Origin of the sequence: Butyricimonas faecalis (assembly GCF_003991565.1) — a bacterium.
Classification (GTDB): Bacteria; Bacteroidota; Bacteroidia; order Bacteroidales; family Marinifilaceae; genus Butyricimonas; species Butyricimonas faecalis.
The window spans coordinates 3,597,153-3,613,976 of record NZ_CP032819.1 but is presented as its reverse complement, the minus strand read 5'-3'; the positions used below and the strand labels follow the sequence as shown (position 1 = coordinate 3,613,976).

The window sequence follows — 16,824 nt, the reverse complement described above, 5'->3', positions numbered from 1 at the left end:
CATATTAAACATCTGTATCGTAAATCCTCTTTTGCAGCAGGTCTATAAAGTTCATGGCATCCATAGGGGTGGAGCGAGAGAGGTCGAACGAGAGTATCATAGCCTGCAGGCTGTTGTCATACGAACTTTTGCTGCCCTTGCGGTCTTGCCCGCCCTCCGTTTTTTCGGGGATGGAGACCAACGCCTCCGCTTCGCTGCCGTCTATGCCGGAAAAGACGAAAGAACCGTCGTCCTGCCGGTCGATTTTCCCTCCGGCGGCTATTATCTGTTCCATCACTTTCCCTACATGGCTTTCCGGGAATCCTGTGGTCAGCACAAAATTTCCGCCTTTACGCTGCCGGTGCATGACACGGTAGCCTGTGGCGCGTGCCAAGGCGAAAGCCCCGCAACCGTAGGCGGAGAAAAACTTGCCCGACCGGGTCACGAGGAAACGGCTGTCGCCGAGTTCCTGCTGTTGTTGTATCAATTCGCGTTCTGTCATACAGTCCTCCTCAGTTCTTTGATTTCATTACAAATCTCCTCTTTTTTGCATTCAATCTGTCTGTACCGTTTTTTCAACACGACTTTCTCCAAGTGTCCGGCAAAATAGATGACCTGCCACCATTCCTTACCGATACGGCTCATGACCTTGCACCGCAGGTTGTAGGAGGAAAAATGCCGCATCATTCCCAAATAGGAGTTTATCGTACTGACAAACTCCTCCCCGTGGGTTTTCACGTAATCGGGCGAGCCTGCCGCCAAGCGGTTCAGGCGGTCGATGGCATCGTAGCAGAAGCCGACTGTGCGGTTGCTCAGGTATTTCCGCCCCGGAAGTATCATCCCTCCGATAAACAGGACACCTTTCGTGTAATGTTGCAGATAGATCTTGCGCGGGTGCAGCGACAGCCCGTGTTCGGAGAGCCAGCCGGCAATTTTCGCTTTCACCTCTATCAGGTGCTCTTTCGAGGGATGGACAAGCACCATGTCGTCCACATACCTGCCGTAGTGCTTCACGCCCCATTCTTCGCTGATGAGATGGTCCAGTCCGTCCAGGAAGTTAAGGGCGAGCAACTGGCTTGTCAGGTTGCCGATAGGCAGTCCGCACGAGCCGTCGGAATGGAACAGGCTCTTGTCTTTGGGCAATCCGCGCCAGCTTTGGGGAGGCGTCTTGCGGATGCAGTTCTTTTCCGGACGGTTGAATATCGTCTCACGGAGCAGATAGAGCAGTATCGCCAGGTCGTTTCCCCCGTAGCGTTCGTGCAAGAGTTCTTCGGTCAGGTCATACAGCCGCCTCTTCGATATTTTCATGAAGAACGAACGGATGTCTATTTTCAGGATATAGCAATCCCGCGTGTAGTTCTCGGAGCAGAGCCGGATATGTTCTTCCACCCGTTCTATGCCGTAGAGCGTACCCTTTCCCTTGCGGGTACTGTAACTGTCATCGATGAACTTCTCTTCCAAAAGCGGAACGAGCCTGTGGGCTATGAGGTGGTGTACAACACGGTCGCGGAAGTCGGCGGCGAAAATCTCCCGTTTCACGGGTTTGTTGATAATGAAAGCGATGGAACGCGAAGGGCGGTATGTGCCGGCATTGATTTCCCGCCACAGTTCCACACACCTCGTTCGTAATCGCTCTCGAAGGCAAGGGCATTGCAGGTATTGCGTTTCTTTTTACGGCACTCGAAATACGCCTCGAAGACATCCTCCAACGGAATGCCTCCGAGTTCCTCATCTGTAAAAAGACTTTGTTGCAACTCCATATCGCTATACCATTTTGTTTATCGTAAAGTTTTTATTGAAAAAGCCAAGACCGGACGCACGTAACTATTTCTGTTGTTCTTATTGTTGTTGTTCACGTTGCCGTTGTTCACATTCACATAAAGAGCGTTGTTCGCCGGATTGTTGTAGAACTCCGAGGAGGACCAGTAAATGTTGTCTGTTTTTGTCTTTGCGAGCCTCCCTGCACGAGGAAAGCCTGCCGACAACCCTTTTTCAATAATAAACAGTTCGCTTCGGGAAGCCTTGACCGCCCGAATCCCGACTGATAAATCATTGCCTTTTATCTTCCTGTTTCTTCATTCCGCGTTCGTTATATTGTTTCCAGCTCGTAGCCTGCTTGCCTATCTTCTCCAACAGCAGCCCGAACGAGGCGTATTTGCGCTCGGTAATGACCTTCTGCTCCACACATACGCGGAAAAGCATCTGCAACATGCGGTAACGGTCGAGAAATTCGGTCAATACGCCCACTTTTTCATAGCTGCTGTTCGCCTTGTAAATCAGAGAAAGCATATCCAAAGTCAAATCCACCATACGGCTGCCCATACTGTAGCGGAAGAAGCGCGGAAAATCCTGCGTCAGGATCAACAGGTTGTTCAACAACCGGTAAGTGTCGCGGTATAGGGGTAATTCTTCGGATAATGCCATAACTCGATTTTTCAAAAATTTTTCCGACCCGCTTCGCGGGTATTCAGCCTTTATCAACGAGCGGCTACGCCGCAAATAGATAAATAGATTGAATAGGTAAATAGGTCAGAAAGCCAAGACCGGACGCACGTAACTATTCCTGTCGTCCTTACTGTAGTTGTACACGTTGCCGCCGCTCACACTCACATAAAGAGCGCCGCTCGCCGGAAGGTCGCAGAACTCCGAGGAGGACCAGTACCAGTCAGACTTTAAGCCTGATACCACTGTCTTGCCTTCAAACAAAGAAGCGCGGTTTTGATAAACATTCCACATCTGGCCGATGGAGGGCAAAAACCAGCCGGTGCTATTGGCAGGGGACGGGACTTTGTGCGCATAATCCACAACGGCATAGTAGGTGGCAGGATAACCGGAATCTTCGGTGGCATTCAACTTGTCCTTGCCGCCGGCAGCGGTGATGATTTTCTGTGTCCAGGCGTAGCCGCTCCAGTCGATGTCAGGTGCAGAGTAATTGTTCTGTTTCTTTCCGCTTCCATCCGTGGGGCAGCAACCCAACTCGGTTCCGTAAACGCCCCACTGACAATGACCGTTTGTGGCATCCTGCAAGGCAACGGCATAGCCGTGGCACTTCTGCTGACCGATACCGGTGGCGGAGTAATCGGAGGCATCGTTTTCGTGATGACCGGCATGGAACACGATGGCGATAACGCTTGCTTTCTGTTCTTCGGTCAAAGTTTCGTCTTTGCCTACAATATTGCCGTCGGCAAGGAGGTAGTCCCCTACTTGCAAATTGTGATCTTTGTCAATCGTCGGTGCTCCGTCCACCTTATAGGTCTTGTATGAGCTTACGCTGATATTGTTCGGGGTGATGAAAAACTCCTTCTTGCCGTCGGCATAGCTGCCGGTGAGGGTTACGGTATTGCCTTGTCCGGGACGGACGAAGTAGCGGTATGTGCCGTCCGTATTGCGGCAGGGCTTGGCCTCTCCACTGAAATCGGCTGTAGTAGCAATCACATAGTCGGGAATGGAGGTGTCGGTGAACTTATACACCGTCTTGGGCATTTCGACTACGGCGAGTGCCATGCGGTGGGTCATGGAGAATGAGAGCGAGAGCTTGCCGTCGGCTTTGCTTCCCGAGCCCGTGGCGGTCATGAGGTCGGAGGCTGTGTAGCCTTGCGTGTAGTCGCTCTGATCAGCTTCCGGCTGCCAGTCATTGATAAGCGTGGCGAAGAAATCGCCATCGCTCGTGGTGTCGGTGGCATTTACCTTGCCCGCCATCTTCGCTGTCTCTTGATAGGGATAGTAGAGGAAATACTTCTCGCCCGCCATTCCGCCGGCAAGGGTTACGCCCGCTTCGGGTTGCCAGGTAAGACTGCCGTTCGTGCCTGCTGTGGCGGTGAGTTTCACATTGTCATAGACTATCGCCCCATTGCGCACAAGGTAGAGTCCGCAGGCGTCACTGGCGGTAAACTCGGTACGGTAACCGTCCTCGGTAGCACGGGTAGCGGCTTTCTGCGAGCCGTCAGCCGAAGTTGTCAGGGCATAGCCGCCGTCGGTGATGGTGATGGCGAGCGGTGCGGCATTGTCAGCACCGGGCAGGGGAAGCTCCTCCTGCGTGCAGGCGGTCAGCAGCAGTGCCGCCGCCCAAAGGGTATGTAGGATATTTCGTTTCATTGTCACACTTTTTATTTTAACTTTACGTTACTTGTTTTTATCTTCCTTGCGGGGCAAAGACTGCAAGCGGCCGTTGCCACAATTCCGTTTGTAAATCCGACCCGCTTCGCGGGTATTCAGCCTTTATCAACGAGCGGCTACGCCGCATAATAGATAAATAGGCTGAATAGGTAAATAGGTCAGAAAGCCAAGACCGGACGCACGAAACTAAATCTGCTGCTCTTACGGTCGAGGTTCACGCGGTCGTTGCTCACATTCACAAAAAGAGCGTAGTCCGCCGGAAGGCTGTAGAACTCCGAGGAGGACCAGTACCAGTCAGACTTTAAGCCTGATACCACTGTCTTGCCTTCAAACAAAGAAGCGCGGTTTTGATAAACATTCCACATCTGGCCGATGGAGGGCAAAAACCAGCCGGTGCTATTGGCAGGGGACGGGACTTTGTGCGCATAATCCACAACGGCATAGTAGGTGGCAGGATAACCGGAATCTTCGGTGGCATTCAACTTGTCCTTGCCGCCGGCAGCGGTGATGATTTTCTGTGTCCAGGCGTAGCCGCTCCAGTCGATGTCAGGTGCAGAGTAATTGTTCTGTTTCTTTCCGCTTCCATCCGTGGGGCAGCAACCCAACTCGGTTCCGTAAACGCCCCACTGACAATGACCGTTTGTGGCATCCTGCAAGGCAACGGCATAGCCGTGGCACTTCTGCTGACCGATACCGGTGGCGGAGTAATCGGAGGCATCGTTTTCGTGATGACCGGCATGGAACACGATGGCGATAACGTTCTTACCGTTCTCCGGCTGCGGCTTGGTCTCTGCCCACTCCATCGTGCCGTCGGCATAGAGCTTGCGCAGGCCACCGTCGCTCCAGGTGCCGTCGGAGTAGTAATAGTCGCCGATTTTCGGTTCTGTTTCCGTGCCGTCATAGGTGATGGTCACGCCCACATTCTCGCTGCCGCCGGCGTTCCACGTTCCGCCCTTGGCTGCGGTCACCTCTATGCCACTGGCTTTCACGGTGATGGTGTAGGCATACCGCTTGCCACCGAAAAACCCAAATTTGCCGGCAGCTTCTGTTTCGGGAGTGTAGGTAAAGTCATTGCTGCCTATGCTGATTCGGATGAGCGGCTTGCCCGTCATATCCTGCGGCGGCACTAACGCCTCGTATTTCTTCGTTGCGGCATCGTAATAGGGCTTTATCTCGCCGTCCGATTGGTCAACCGGTGATACCAAGCCGGCGGTTGAGTGCGTTAGCGGGTCTCCGAAAATGGTGACGGTCGCACCCTCCAACTCCTCTTCCGTAATGCCTTCGCCAGCTTTGAGAATTACTTCGATTTTCGCCATGCGGTGGATGAAACGGAGATTTATGGCTTGGTCATAACGCCCTATGGCACTGGCGTACAGGACATCGAAAGCGGCGTACCCGCCACTTTGGTCGGAAATATCCGTTTCCGATTCTATGTCCGGGGTCCATGCACTGACGCGGGCTTCATCGGTGTTCTTCCAATAGAAGGCATTATCGGCATCCTTCGGGCTTGCATTGCCCGATGCGTCCATCACGTATGTTTTGTTACCAAACACGCCTTCCAGTGACACTCTAATCTCCTCGCCGCCCGTCCACGCATCCTTACCTCCGGCGCGGGTCTGCGGCTGCGCCACCTCCGCCGTCAGTTGCAGCGGGTACTTGCCGTCGGGCAGGGGCGCGGTGCTTTCATCCTCACTGCTACAGGAAGCGAGCACCCCACAGATGAGCATCATAACCGGCAACCAGCCGCCGATGCTCGGCCACGGCCTTCTCGCTATGTTCCTTATTATTTTCATATTGTCTTTATTTATTTCGTTTTGTGCCACTGCCCGTTGCGACGCGGGCTGCCGCACCATTTATTATATATGGCGTGCCTCCGTCTTACGCCTGATGCACGGCAGTGGCTTTCAGACACACTACATTTTTGCATCACCCGCATGGCTACCACCGTCGTTCCAGTTTTCGATGGTGCTTCCGCTAAGGGTCAGCCCCGTCTTCTTCACCGTGATGGTGTAGGTATAAGAATAACCGGCCTCCAACGCGGGTTTGATCATGTCCTTGTTGGAGTAGCTCTGGTATTCCCCGTCATCGGGAGATATCTCAAGCACCAAAGCGTTGGCGAGTGTCTGCGGGAGCAGGATCATGGTGAAAGTCATCACGCCCGTGGCGGCGTCAAAGGTTGCCACGCACTTGTCCGTGGCCGTATTCGGGGCACCGGTGCACTGGCGTAACATCCAGTCGCTCACAACGCTGCCCGTGGCCGCGGCGGTACCGGTCTTCACATCGAACGTTCCCTCGTGAACCAGGCCGCCCAGCTTGTAGTCGGCGAATTCCAGCACGGCAGTGTCGTCGAAACCGTCGGTGTTCGACACCTGCACCTTGAGGATAAGACGGGCCATCTTGTGCTTGAAGGAGCAGTCGCTGCCGCCCGCGGCGGTGTTGTCCGTGAAGCTGACGGTCGGGCTGTCTTTATCGGCCTTGGCTCCCGTGGCATGGATGTAGTCCACCTTCTCCTGTTCCGTGGTCGTGGGCTGGTTGCTTGTATTTACCGTAATCTTCCCGTCTGTACCAGGCAGGGTGGAGGCGTTTGCGCCCGATGCGTAAGGCGCGTAGGCGGCAAAAGTAAACTCGAGGAAAGCATCCTCGAAGAAGATGCCGCCACCCGCCGTCATCGGGGTGAAGTCCGCGTTGGTGCCGGTACTCGTGGTCGCGTATCCCACGTTCTTGTACTTGTCGCCCATGGTCGTGGTCGTGCCAGGGGCATCCACCACCATCACGCCGATTCGGTCGGCGTTCCACCCGTTGTCCACAGCACGGGTCTTCGGCCCGCTCACGCCTGCCGTGATTCGTGCTTCCACCGGATTGTTCTGTACCTCGTTCTCTTGTGTACACGCAGCCAATAGCGTTGCTGCTGCAATAATGAAAAACCTCATGTTCATTGTCATAATCTTGTTTTTTTGATTAAAATATTTATCGTCAGTTAGCATCCCCATTGCCGCTTTCTACCTCGTTCCAGCCCGTGATGGTTGCGCCCGTTACCCCGGCCTCTACGGGCAAAAGCAGATTACCCGTGAGTTTAACCGGTTTGGTGCCGTTATTGAAGTCCCTTATGGCCTCGGTAAGGTCGCTCACTACCCGCTGCGTGTCACCGTTGTTGAAAGTGATGTCCACCGTCAGCGTATGCGTTTCCGTCGGGACGATGCCGAGCAGTCGGAAAAAGATTGTGAACTTGTTGCCGTCCTGCCTGAAAGCGTTTGTTACTTGTGCCGCTGCACTCCGGTCGCCTGTTGCCATATCCGCTGCCGAAGCCACGCCGGAGAGCGTTGCCGTAGCCGACTGTACACGGCTGTAGTCGCCTTCCGTGGCGGTCAGTTCGATGTCGAGCCTGCGCACGTATTGTCTCATCGGGGCGGTGACGTGCAGGGTGTCATCCGCCACGACGCTGATGTCCTGGTGCGAGGCGAAGAGGTAGCCGGGGTGCGGCTCTATTGCACCCGTCAGATCCACCGGATTCACCGTTGCCTTGTTTCCGTCGATACTAATCCCCTCCGGGGAGTTGTACACCGTCAGGCCGTAGCCACCGGGCGCGAGCAGCGCGTCGAACACGTTGGTCGCCGCACTCACGTTCTGTTCCCTCCCGCCGATGCGCAGTGTGTATGCCTGCGGTATGTCCGCCTCGGTGCTCTTTCCGCTCCAGTCTGTGGTTACGACCACCGCCCCACGGTCGGGGTGCGGCGTGTCATAGAGGTCGTCCTTCACGCACGAGGTCAGTATGGCCACCGCACCTATTAGATATAATAAGGTATAAGCCTTTCCGTATGCTCCCGTATATTCCTTTATCTGTCGTATGATTATCGTTGTATTCATTGTTCCTCCTTTCCGCTAAAAGATGTTCCACACCAGGGTGACACCCGCCGAAACAGGACCCCACCAGTTCTTTGTTCCGCTGCCGCGCCTTACCCTCACGCCGTTGATGACCACATACTTGTCATAGTCGGCATGGATATAGCCGATGCCGAGGTTGAAATCAAGAGAAAGGGCATTGTTGAGTTTCAGCTGATAACCTCCGACGATACCACCGCCCATGAGGTCGCCCTGACGGCCTGTTTCGGACAGCTTGTAGTTGAACTGCCCGGCCTTGTACATCGCACCGATATAGCCCCGTTTCTCCTTGCCGAGATACCATCGCACTTCGGGGGCCACTTCCCAAAGGGCATAGCGGCGGTTCTTGTCGTCCCAGCTCCATGAAGCCCACGTACCGTTCACGGCAATACCCACATGGCGGTTGATGCGCCACTCGATACCCAAATCGGGAGTGAGGGTTGCCCAACGCAGGAGGTTGGCACGCAAGGCAAAATGATACGGGGTGGCTATTGCCGTTTCTTCAGCTTGCAGGCGGGCTTGTTCCTCCGCTTCCAGACGCTCTTTTTCGACTTGTTCCGCTGCCATGCGTTCACGCTCCATCCGTTCCGCCTCGGCTTTCTCTCGGGCTGCCTGCTCTGCAGCGATACGCTCCTGTTCTGCCTTTTCCTTGGCAGTCTGTTCCGCTTTTGCCTGCTCTTTCGCTGCCATACGTTCGCGCTCCGCCTCGCCAGACACCTCTTTGTTATAGGCTTCCACTCTGGCGGCGGCTTCCGCACCGGCTATCTCCGCCACTTTCTCAACAGAGGCAGGGAGGGTGACGATGACCATGTTGTGCAGGGATTTTCCGTTCCCGTCCGTATAGGCTTCGTCAAACAACTGGTCGGTGACGAAGTTCGACTCTTTTATCTTGCCGCGCACAATCAGTTCCGACTTCACACGATTGCGGCGTGTCTTTGCCACTTGCGCCGCAGTCTGTTCTTCGTTGCCGTCCGTAGCGTAGCTTGTCACTAAAAGATACATTTGTCCGGCTTCGATGGCGGGGCGGTGTTCGTCGATGGCTGCAAGCAACCGCTCAAGTTCCTGTCCGTTGCCGCTCCACGGGGAGAAGAACATATCGTTCTCTGCCACGAACCGGAAACGGTAGGCAGTGGAGTCCGGCTTCTCCTGTGCCGAAAGCGACAATCCTGTAACGGCAAGAAAGACCGTCAATAATATTCGTTTTATCACTGTCATATTTGATAAGATTTGTTGTTACGGGTTAATAAAAAAGCATATCGGCGGCGTATGCGGGCATTGTTGTTCCATGCTCCGGCATACACCGCCGACGGATATGACGATACGCGCCCCCGATTGGTGAGGGCGGCATGTAAAGGTTCGGATAATAACGTGGAAAGGAGAGATATTCCGGAAAACGGACTCTCCGTAAGTGATTGGTATTTAAGGAATATTTTGTATATTGACGCGCGTAGCCATGAGAGAGAGAGAGAGAGAGAGAGAGAGAGAGAGAGAGAGTAACCGAATTATCTGAATATCCAAATAATCGGCACACATTTTAAGCGCATCGGACAAATATTTTCCGGATATGGAAACAACTTTACGAAACGGTAATGACACGAAAAAAGCCTCCGTCTTATAGGACGAAGCACCGCCTGAACAAAAAATATTTGTTATATACGGGTGGTATTTATATGTGCTTTTATTGCCGTTCATACATCGTTAACAAAACATTCTCGAAATACAATAGCAAAAGTACAAATAATTTCTCATTCCGCAATGAATTGAATGATATTATTTTGCAGAAACTTTTCCGGCAAGGCGGTTCCACTTTTTCATATTTGCTTTTGCCTGTCTTATACCCCTATCGGATTGACTTTCATCGTTTCTAAGTTCAGGAACAGCCCGTGATGCTCAATCATCCCGTGGCGGAACATTTTCCAGAGGATATTGCAGCCGAGTTGCGCCAGCGTGGAGTTGATAAACAGATCCTGTTTTTCCAATGCCTCTGCCAGTGAGCAACTCGGTCCGGAATCCACTTCTTTCACTCTCGCATATTTCACAAAACGGGTAATGACTTTCAGTGAGCCGACCGTTTCATACATCGTGGAAACCGGCTGTTTGATTTTCTTCGGCACGGTTCCCAGTACAACCTGCCCGGCGGTCTTTGTATTCCCGAAATCCATCCAGTAGAGCGGTGTGTTATTGTCCGTATAGGAGGATGAAGGAACTTTCGCAAGCACGTTCCACAAATCGAGTCTGGATTTTATATTATCCGTACAGGTAATGGTGATGTTCGCAATTTCGGTCCGCTTTACCTCCTTCAATACCGACGGATAGAAACTCGCCTCCGCTTTCCAGTCGTTTCCGAAAAAATTGTTTATCCTTGTGACCAGACATTGTGACTTGTTCAGTCCCAGGTCCGACGGTCCGAAGAGCTGCCGCCCAATGTTTGCGTCCGTCACGATGTCTGGATCGTAGACCGTTACGAACAATCCCGGATGTCCGAGTGCACGGAGCGTGACATCCAGTCTTGCCATACCGGTCAGCACTTGCGAGCCTGTACCGCCCGCGCCTATGATGTTTACCGTCACCGGATGTTGCGGGTTCATCAGGTAACTGTCTGTATAATGTACTCTTTTCATCGCAATATGTCTTTTAGTTTCAGTTTTTTTAAAGGTTGCAGTTCGTCAAGGTCAAAAGGCTTGTCCTTTGCCGCTTTCGTTACCAGTACCAGATTGGATTTCGTGGGGTTCCCACCTCCACCCAGATGGGAGAACTCCGTCAGCCAGAACCTCTTTTCCCAATACTCCAGCAGGTTCGTGTAGGTCAGGTCTTTCGGCTTCTCAATTTTTGCGGAGCCCAGACAGACGCTCGCTCCCGTCACATTGAAGAACGGAGCCGCAAAAAGGTCCGAATTGTCTGTCAGTTCAACATCTGTATAGGCATAGACATTCAGACGGTTTTCTCCGGCCTCATAGATCACGCCCGGCAGGTTGTATTCCGCGCTTTCAATCTTCAGGATGTCATGGAAGAACATCATGCGCTTTTGGGGCGGGTTGTACCAGATGTATTTCTCACTGCCCTTGCGCGGGTCAAACCACAGCAGGTTGGACGGTATCCTGCCGTATGGTGTCACACTGTGGCTTTCGGAATAGCCCCGTACCAGTTCGTTCATGAACTCCACCGTCACCGGACGGCCTTCGCCCATTGTCCCATTTTCGTCTATGTCCCTGACTTCGATAAAATAACCGTCGTCATCCGTGCTGTGGTTGTCATTCTCTTCCGCATAGACAATCAACGCCGCCCTCGGATGAAGCAGCGTCCTCAGTTTTCTTGTAAGTTCATTCGTTTCTACCATAATCTTTCAATATACAATGTTAATAAATTCATCCGCCCACTTGAAGAACCGTTCCGGATAGTCATCCATGATAAACAGGCGGTCGGTTTCCGGTGACAGGGCACAGGTGGTAATCGGGATGATATCGTATGTCTCCTGGCTGTTATTATTGTAATAGTCCACCAGATATTCGGACACCATGTCGTCGCAGTCATAGACCACCCTTATCTGCTGATCCAGACGCATCGGCTGAAAATCCGGTTCCTCCTCGTAAAAGGCATCATAGCCGTATTGCATGATACCGTGTTCCGGGTTAAGGAAGGGCAATCCCTTTTTCATCGCTCCGACAATGGAACGCTCGAAGTCGTTTTGCGGGGTGTATTTTTCAAGTGCCTTCGGCAAATCCTTGTAATAGGACTTTTTTTCAACATGCTTTAGCAGCCTGCCGATTTTCCCTTTCTCGTATGACCGTACCAGTTCCAGTCTTTTGACAGTTTCCTCTTCCTCCTCCTGCGAATCATCCTCTTTCAGCCACATGAATATATAATCCGTGTCCTCTTCGTCCAAAATGGTAGAGATTCCGTTTGCCCACATCAGCTTGTTAATGAATGTAATGGAAATCCTCCTGAGCGTAGAATTGAGAGATTCAACGAATTTCATCGGGAAATAGTACAAGGTCAGTTCGCCCCATTTGTGACACTTCCACAGATTGAAATAGAGCCTGCCGTTATCCTGTTCGATATTCACATTCATCCCTTCCCCGACAAGTTTGTCCATCTCGTCGTACAGATTGGCTATGCTTGCCCCGATACTTTTGCCCGGAGTATGCACCGCTTCCTGTTTCAACAAAAGGGCATAGTTGAAAAACGAGTCACGCAGGAACTCGTAGTTTTCCTGCGTAATCACGTTGATGCCATTACTGCCGTATGAATCCACGACAATACTTTTCTGTGCTATCGGGGCAAGTGCCGTATTCAGAAAAGAATTACGGCCCCGCTTGGAGCCGTAATCCGTTCTGTCCTGTTCACACCGTGTCGTACATTCCGTTCTGTCTGGCCGATGATGAGCCTTGCGAGCAGTGCCGACTGATGTTCGTCCAATGGTACACATGATTTCTTCTTTTTATTGTCCTTCTTCATGGTTTCCTATCCTTTTGTCCCGATGGTGGTCTTGAACTCGTACACCGCCTTGTCATTCTTGATGACCGGTCCGTGTACCGTCGCCGTGGTCAGCTCCGGGTAGAAGTTGGAGTAGTAACTCATGACCATTTCGGGGCTGTCCGACGGGTTGGGATCGTCGAGCGTAATCATTCCGCTGCCTTTCTTGAACGTGAACGAGCGTGTCATTCCTGTGATTTCGAGTGCCATAATCTTAAACTGTCTGATAAGGTGAATACTTGGGTTCTAACATGGATTGGGGAAAATCGGGATATTCCTCGTAATCCTTGGGATTGTAATTGATTTCTCCGTCCGCGGGATATTGCGCAGGGTAGTCTTCGGGAGAGAATGCCTGTTCCTGCCAGTGCGTGTCAGACTGTGCCCCGTATGGAGGCTGCGGAGCCGTAGGCTGTTGTCCGGCATATTGCGGCTGTGGCGGAAGCGGTCTTTGCGGCGGTTGTTGCGGTGGCCACATCGAAGGCTGTTGCAGCGGTTGTGCCGTCATAGGCCGCTGCGGTTGTCCTGCTATCGGTCTCGGAGCCTGGGGCTGCGGCGGATAGGGCGGTTGCTGCATGGGAACTGCCATTGGTCGTGGCTGTGGCTGTTGTGCCGTTGCCGCCATAGGTTGCGGTTGCTGCTGTGGCTGTGGCTGCGGTTGCGGTGCCGGTTCATCCATCAGCTCGAACAGGCTGCCCTTGTTCATCGCCTTCTTCTGTTCCTCCACCATGCTGTCAATCTTCTTCAGGTCTTGCGGCTTGGCATGGAGGCGTGCCTGGCCGAGTGCGGAGACAGCCTCGCTGTGCTTCCCGGCGGCAATCAGTTCCTCCGCCTTCTTGAGATGCTTCTCGTACTTCTCGCGTTTCTCCTTCTCCTCCTTCGTCTCTTTGGCTTTTTCTTCCTTCGCCGCCTTGCTGTCGGCAGCGGCCTTGTCAGCCTGCGCCTCGAACTGCGCCATGTTGGTGATCAGTCCCGCCACCTTCTGTATCGGCCGGGCGACGGTTTGCAGGAATCCCGCGTCCAGTTCCTCCGGCAGTCCGCTGACCGTCAGGGGCACGATGTGGTTCTGGGCCTCGTCCTTCAGCCCGTTCGACTTCGGCAGTGTGGATACCGCCATTTGTCCGTTCGCTTTGCGGATGACTATCGTGAGGTCCACGCCCTCGGTCATCATCTGGTTGATTGCTGTAAAAAACATAACTGTAATAATTTAAAGTGTGAATAATCGTATTTTTTATCGGTTGAAGAACTCCGCCAGCAGCCTGTCCCTGTCGGGATGGTGGCATATTTCCAGGATGGGGTTCAGCAGCGTGGAGATGTGTACCGGTCCTGTGCCTCTTGGCGGGAACTTGACTACGGGATTCGGCTCCACTGTCCTTTTTCTTCTTGTTGCGGGCATCGGCATCTGCACCGGTGCCATCGGCGGTCTTGAGATGATTGCTTGGTTCATGACTTTATAATTTTAATTGTGAATATCCGGGCTTTGGCAGCCCGTTGAACTACAAGGGCTTTACGGTAAACGCTTCCGGAAAGGCAAGGCTTTCGGGAAAAATACCGGAGCGCAGCGAGGATGATTTTTCCGCGAAACCCGAAGGGCCCGGCCTTGCCGTCCGAAAAGAAGCGTTTGCCAACTTTGCCCTGTAGTTCACGGTCTGTCAATGGCTGTATGCGCTTCCCTGTCTTTTCCATGCGTGTCCTCGTCATTCTCATTTCCATAAGGCATGGGAAACAAAAAGAGCCGCCCGAAAGGACAGCCCTGTTCCGCGAGGTGATATTTGGACCTGTATGGTATATCCGCTTCATATGTCTGTATCTTTAGAAAACCAGATAGCTGAGAATGCAGAAAAGTATAGCCGCCGCTACCAGCAGGCAGGCTATTTTATATAAAAACCTGAAGAATCCCTTGAAACACACGATGGCGACTGCCGCCCATACGGGCGATATTCCTCTTGAGTGGAGATAGCTGAACACGATGAAGGCGACAATGGCCAATGCCATAATCCTTATCCATTTGGCTGTCCTGAGTTTTTCGATACATTCCCTTGTTTTCATGACCGTATATGGTTAATGGGTGAAACATGTCATTTCCAATTTCAGGGGCCGGAAAGCGGACCGCCTCCACCGGCAAGGTTTTCGGGGAAAATACCGGAACGCGAGTGAGGATGATTTTCCCCGAAACCTGCAAGGCCCGACCTTGCGGGTGGAAACGGGCGGTTCCGCTACCTTTGCCCTTGAATTGGAATGGCAGTGCATTATTTCCCCTTCCCTCCCTTGGGCTTGGGGAACGAGAGTTTCAGGTTGAAGTCCGCGTCAAAGGCTACCGCGGCGTCGAAAGAGGCCCCTTTCTTGCCCTTGACCCCCTTGATCAGCCTGGTGGAGCCGGAAGAGAAAAGCTGTTCCAGATGCTGGTCGGTCAGCTCCTTGTTCAGGAAACGGCGGAACACCAGCAGTCCGCACCCCTCATGGTCGCACTTGGCGACTTTTGCCTTCACTATCACATTGCCGGTCTTGCACTTGGGGCAGGTAAAGGCGCGTGACGACGGTTCGGGGAATTTGAGACGCAGTATCTCACCGGTCACTTTCCCGGTGTATTCCCGGATGGAGAGCATGAAGCTTTCCGGATCGAGGGTGTGCCCCTCTATCTGTGCCAGTGCCTTCTCCCATGTACCGGTCAGTTCGGCATCGGCCACCATCATGCCCTTGACCGACTCGTAGAGGTAAAGCCCCTTTTCCGTCGGGCGGATGCTCTTGCCGGAACGCTCGATATAGTCACGCTTGAAAAGGGTCGTGATGATGGCGGCACGGGTAGCGGGCGTGCCGATGCCCAGCTCCTTCACCGCTTCCCGTGCCTGTCCGTCAGCGATTTCCTTACCGCAGTTCTCCATGGCGGTGAGCAAGGTCGCTTCCGTGTAAAGGGGTCTGGGCAGGGTCTTTTTCTGTGCCAGCCCGTATCCCATGACCGGGATTTCCTCGCCTTCGGCAAACACCGCCGTTCCCCCGTTACCTTCCGGCTCGTCCTTTTCACGGTCTTCCTTCCGGGAGAACACGGCACGCCAGCCGGGATTGACGATGACGGCGGATTGTGAGCGGAAATCCATACCCTCGCACACGCACTCCATCTTCAGTGACTCTTTCTCGCAGCGTGGAGAGAAGGCTTCCAGCATCCTTCCGGCTATCATCTCATAAACAACCGCTTCCGCCTCGGACAGCCCTTCGGGAACGACGCCCGTGACGATCAGTGCATGGTGGTCGGTCACTTTCGTGGCGTCCACGCTCCGGGTGTTCAGGCCGGAAAGGTCGAAAGTCCGTCCGTATTCCCTGAACCAGGGCATGGTGATGACCTTTTCCAGCAAGGCCGGGACATGTGCCATGACATCCTCCGGGATATAACGGCTGCCCGTTCTCGGGTAGGAGACCAGTTTCTTTTCGTACAGGGACTGGGCGATGGAAAGGGTCTTGTCCGCCGAAAGGTCGTGGTGGATGTTGCAGTCCTTCTGTAGTGCGGTAAGGTCATACAGAAGCGGAGCCTGCTGAAATACCGTCTTTCGTTCTACCTTATTTATGGTCACCACAGAGTCGGAAGTAATGCGCCTGTACGCGGCCTCCGCCCCATTCTTGTCCCTGAAGTCCTCCGGGTGGAAGAACTGCCGGTGCACGTCGTCTTTTTTCAGCGCGATATGCAGCTGCCAGTATGGAGTGGAGACGAAGTTCCGGTTTTCCTTGAAGCGTGCGCATATCATGGCGAGCGTGGGAGTCTGCACACGGCCTATGGAGTTGTTCGCCGATCCGGAGGCTGTCGCCAGGGCGCGGCTCGCGTTCATGCCCACCAGCCAGTCGGCCTTCGCACGGCTGTCGGCGGCGGCATAGAGGCTGTCGTATCCGCTTCCCTCCCTGAGGTTCGCCATGCCCTCGCGGATGGCCTCGTCGGTAAGCGAGGAGATCCACAGCCGTCTGAAGGGCTTGGTATAGCCCAGATAAGAATATATCCACCGGAAGATAAGTTCCCCCTCGCGGCCCGCGTCCGTTGCCACGATGATGCTGTCGCATTTGGAGAATACTTCATCAATGATTTTGAGCTGTTTGCCGGCGGCGATGTCCGTCACCATCCCCCTGTCCGTGCGTATCTGCCGTGGCACAAGGCGGAACGGTTCGGGAATCATCGGGAGGTCTTCGGCGGTGGTCCTCGTGTAGCCGTATGTTCCCGGCAATGCCAGCGACACTAAATGTCCCAGCGCCCATGTCACCATGTAGCCGTTTCCTGTTATGTAGCCGTCCATTTTTTCTGTAGCCCCGACTACGCGGGCTATGTCCTGACCGACACTCGGTTTCTCTGCTATGATTGCTATCATGATTCGGATAAAATTTAAGCCGTTTCCCGCTTGC

General features: G+C 53.4%; 18 protein-coding genes. 1 reads left to right on the top strand and 17 read right to left on the bottom strand.

The features are described from left to right. Window positions 1–4: 4 nt before the first annotated feature. The 9 genes from D8S85_RS15450 to D8S85_RS15410 all read right to left on the bottom strand — a co-directional run bounded on the left by D8S85_RS15450 (window position 5) and on the right by D8S85_RS15410 (window position 9,189). The gene (locus D8S85_RS15450; RefSeq protein WP_004319010.1) at window positions 5–481 is read right to left on the bottom strand and encodes a MutS N-terminal domain-containing protein; all 477 of its coding nucleotides are present in this window, start codon (window positions 479–481) and stop codon (window positions 5–7) included. Further along, window positions 478–1,593, bottom strand: a complete 1,116-nt coding sequence (locus D8S85_RS15445; RefSeq protein WP_227980148.1) for a reverse transcriptase domain-containing protein — start codon at window positions 1,591–1,593, stop codon at window positions 478–480. Before D8S85_RS15445 ends, D8S85_RS15450 begins: the two co-directional genes overlap by 4 nt. Further along, window positions 1,515–1,739 carry a hypothetical protein gene (locus tag D8S85_RS15440; protein WP_005832218.1) on the bottom strand — a complete coding sequence of 75 codons (225 nt, stop codon included), beginning with the start codon at window positions 1,737–1,739 and terminating at the stop codon, window positions 1,515–1,517. Before D8S85_RS15440 ends, D8S85_RS15445 begins: the two co-directional genes overlap by 79 nt. Before the next feature lie 289 nt (window positions 1,740–2,028). Then, window positions 2,029–2,403 carry a four helix bundle protein gene (locus tag D8S85_RS15435; RefSeq protein ID WP_004319006.1) on the bottom strand — a complete coding sequence of 125 codons (375 nt, stop codon included), beginning with the start codon at window positions 2,401–2,403 and terminating at the stop codon, window positions 2,029–2,031. A gap of 105 nt (window positions 2,404–2,508) precedes the next feature. Next, on the bottom strand, window positions 2,509–4,074 hold the full coding sequence (locus D8S85_RS15430) for a fimbrillin family protein (RefSeq protein ID WP_127075360.1): 1,566 nt from the start codon (window positions 4,072–4,074) through the stop codon (window positions 2,509–2,511). Between the two features lie 179 nt (window positions 4,075–4,253). Continuing rightward, on the bottom strand, window positions 4,254–5,888 hold the full coding sequence (locus D8S85_RS15425; RefSeq protein WP_127075358.1) for a fimbrillin family protein: 1,635 nt from the start codon (window positions 5,886–5,888) through the stop codon (window positions 4,254–4,256). Window positions 5,889–6,008: 120 nt separating this feature from the next. Beyond that, window positions 6,009–7,037, bottom strand: a complete 1,029-nt coding sequence (locus tag D8S85_RS15420) for a fimbrillin family protein (protein ID WP_127075356.1) — start codon at window positions 7,035–7,037, stop codon at window positions 6,009–6,011. A gap of 31 nt (window positions 7,038–7,068) precedes the next feature. Next, window positions 7,069–7,959, bottom strand: coding sequence for a FimB/Mfa2 family fimbrial subunit (locus tag D8S85_RS15415; RefSeq protein WP_005832209.1), 891 nt, complete (start codon window positions 7,957–7,959; stop codon window positions 7,069–7,071). 15 nt (window positions 7,960–7,974) lie between these two features. Beyond that, the gene (locus D8S85_RS15410) at window positions 7,975–9,189 is read right to left on the bottom strand and encodes a DUF3575 domain-containing protein (RefSeq protein ID WP_005832206.1); all 1,215 of its coding nucleotides are present in this window, start codon (window positions 9,187–9,189) and stop codon (window positions 7,975–7,977) included. Between the two features lie 51 nt (window positions 9,190–9,240). Between D8S85_RS15410 and D8S85_RS15405 the strand changes: the two genes are divergently transcribed. Next, a complete protein-coding gene (locus D8S85_RS15405) occupies window positions 9,241–9,471 on the top strand; it encodes a hypothetical protein (RefSeq protein ID WP_127075354.1) in 231 nt (76 codons plus the stop codon). Window positions 9,472–9,806: 335 nt separating this feature from the next. Here D8S85_RS15405 and D8S85_RS15395 read toward each other — a convergent pair whose 3' ends face one another. The 8 genes from D8S85_RS15395 to D8S85_RS15355 all read right to left on the bottom strand — a co-directional run bounded on the left by D8S85_RS15395 (window position 9,807) and on the right by D8S85_RS15355 (window position 16,790). Then, complete coding sequence (locus D8S85_RS15395; RefSeq protein ID WP_004318986.1) at window positions 9,807–10,595, bottom strand: PRTRC system ThiF family protein; 789 nt, start codon at window positions 10,593–10,595, stop codon at window positions 9,807–9,809. After that, window positions 10,592–11,311 carry a prokaryotic E2 ligase family D protein gene (locus D8S85_RS15390; protein ID WP_004318984.1) on the bottom strand — a complete coding sequence of 240 codons (720 nt, stop codon included), beginning with the start codon at window positions 11,309–11,311 and terminating at the stop codon, window positions 10,592–10,594. Before D8S85_RS15390 ends, D8S85_RS15395 begins: the two co-directional genes overlap by 4 nt. A gap of 6 nt (window positions 11,312–11,317) precedes the next feature. Then, window positions 11,318–12,400 (bottom strand): hypothetical protein, encoded by a 1,083-nt coding sequence (locus D8S85_RS15385; RefSeq protein WP_005832197.1) that lies wholly within the window; start codon window positions 12,398–12,400, stop codon window positions 11,318–11,320. 35 nt (window positions 12,401–12,435) lie between these two features. Next, on the bottom strand, window positions 12,436–12,657 hold the full coding sequence (locus D8S85_RS15380) for a PRTRC system protein C (RefSeq protein ID WP_004318980.1): 222 nt from the start codon (window positions 12,655–12,657) through the stop codon (window positions 12,436–12,438). A 4-nt stretch (window positions 12,658–12,661) separates the two neighbouring features. Further along, a complete protein-coding gene (locus tag D8S85_RS15375) occupies window positions 12,662–13,639 on the bottom strand; it encodes a PRTRC system protein E (RefSeq protein WP_005832194.1) in 978 nt (325 codons plus the stop codon). A gap of 36 nt (window positions 13,640–13,675) precedes the next feature. Then, window positions 13,676–13,891 carry a hypothetical protein gene (locus D8S85_RS21970; RefSeq protein WP_004318974.1) on the bottom strand — a complete coding sequence of 72 codons (216 nt, stop codon included), beginning with the start codon at window positions 13,889–13,891 and terminating at the stop codon, window positions 13,676–13,678. A gap of 365 nt (window positions 13,892–14,256) precedes the next feature. Further along, complete coding sequence (locus tag D8S85_RS15360; RefSeq protein WP_004318972.1) at window positions 14,257–14,493, bottom strand: hypothetical protein; 237 nt, start codon at window positions 14,491–14,493, stop codon at window positions 14,257–14,259. Between the two features lie 200 nt (window positions 14,494–14,693). Then, window positions 14,694–16,790, bottom strand: a complete 2,097-nt coding sequence (locus tag D8S85_RS15355; protein WP_004318971.1) for a type IA DNA topoisomerase — start codon at window positions 16,788–16,790, stop codon at window positions 14,694–14,696. Between the last annotated feature and the right edge of the window lie 34 nt (window positions 16,791–16,824).

What these genes read in the sequence shown, in the direction of transcription:
- D8S85_RS15450 (WP_004319010.1), bottom strand. Translation starts at nt 481, where the DNA reads ATGACAGAACGCGAATTGATACAACAACAGCAGGAACTCGGCGACAGC.
- D8S85_RS15440 (WP_005832218.1), bottom strand. Translation starts at nt 1,739, where the DNA reads ATGGAGTTGCAACAAAGTCTTTTTACAGATGAGGAACTCGGAGGCATT.
- D8S85_RS15435 (WP_004319006.1), bottom strand. Translation starts at nt 2,403, where the DNA reads ATGGCATTATCCGAAGAATTACCCCTATACCGCGACACTTACCGGTTG.
- D8S85_RS15430 (WP_127075360.1), bottom strand. Translation starts at nt 4,074, where the DNA reads ATGAAACGAAATATCCTACATACCCTTTGGGCGGCGGCACTGCTGCTG.
- D8S85_RS15425 (WP_127075358.1), bottom strand. Translation starts at nt 5,888, where the DNA reads ATGAAAATAATAAGGAACATAGCGAGAAGGCCGTGGCCGAGCATCGGC.
- D8S85_RS15420 (WP_127075356.1), bottom strand. Translation starts at nt 7,037, where the DNA reads ATGACAATGAACATGAGGTTTTTCATTATTGCAGCAGCAACGCTATTG.
- D8S85_RS15415 (WP_005832209.1), bottom strand. Translation starts at nt 7,959, where the DNA reads ATGAATACAACGATAATCATACGACAGATAAAGGAATATACGGGAGCA.
- D8S85_RS15410 (WP_005832206.1), bottom strand. Translation starts at nt 9,189, where the DNA reads ATGACAGTGATAAAACGAATATTATTGACGGTCTTTCTTGCCGTTACA.
- D8S85_RS15405 (WP_127075354.1), top strand. Translation starts at nt 9,241, where the DNA reads ATGCGGGCATTGTTGTTCCATGCTCCGGCATACACCGCCGACGGATAT.
- D8S85_RS15395 (WP_004318986.1), bottom strand. Translation starts at nt 10,595, where the DNA reads ATGAAAAGAGTACATTATACAGACAGTTACCTGATGAACCCGCAACAT.
- D8S85_RS15390 (WP_004318984.1), bottom strand. Translation starts at nt 11,311, where the DNA reads ATGGTAGAAACGAATGAACTTACAAGAAAACTGAGGACGCTGCTTCAT.
- D8S85_RS15385 (WP_005832197.1), bottom strand. Translation starts at nt 12,400, where the DNA reads ATGTGTACCATTGGACGAACATCAGTCGGCACTGCTCGCAAGGCTCAT.
- D8S85_RS15380 (WP_004318980.1), bottom strand. Translation starts at nt 12,657, where the DNA reads ATGGCACTCGAAATCACAGGAATGACACGCTCGTTCACGTTCAAGAAA.
- D8S85_RS15375 (WP_005832194.1), bottom strand. Translation starts at nt 13,639, where the DNA reads ATGTTTTTTACAGCAATCAACCAGATGATGACCGAGGGCGTGGACCTC.
- D8S85_RS21970 (WP_004318974.1), bottom strand. Translation starts at nt 13,891, where the DNA reads ATGAACCAAGCAATCATCTCAAGACCGCCGATGGCACCGGTGCAGATG.
- D8S85_RS15360 (WP_004318972.1), bottom strand. Translation starts at nt 14,493, where the DNA reads ATGAAAACAAGGGAATGTATCGAAAAACTCAGGACAGCCAAATGGATA.
- D8S85_RS15355 (WP_004318971.1), bottom strand. Translation starts at nt 16,790, where the DNA reads ATGATAGCAATCATAGCAGAGAAACCGAGTGTCGGTCAGGACATAGCC.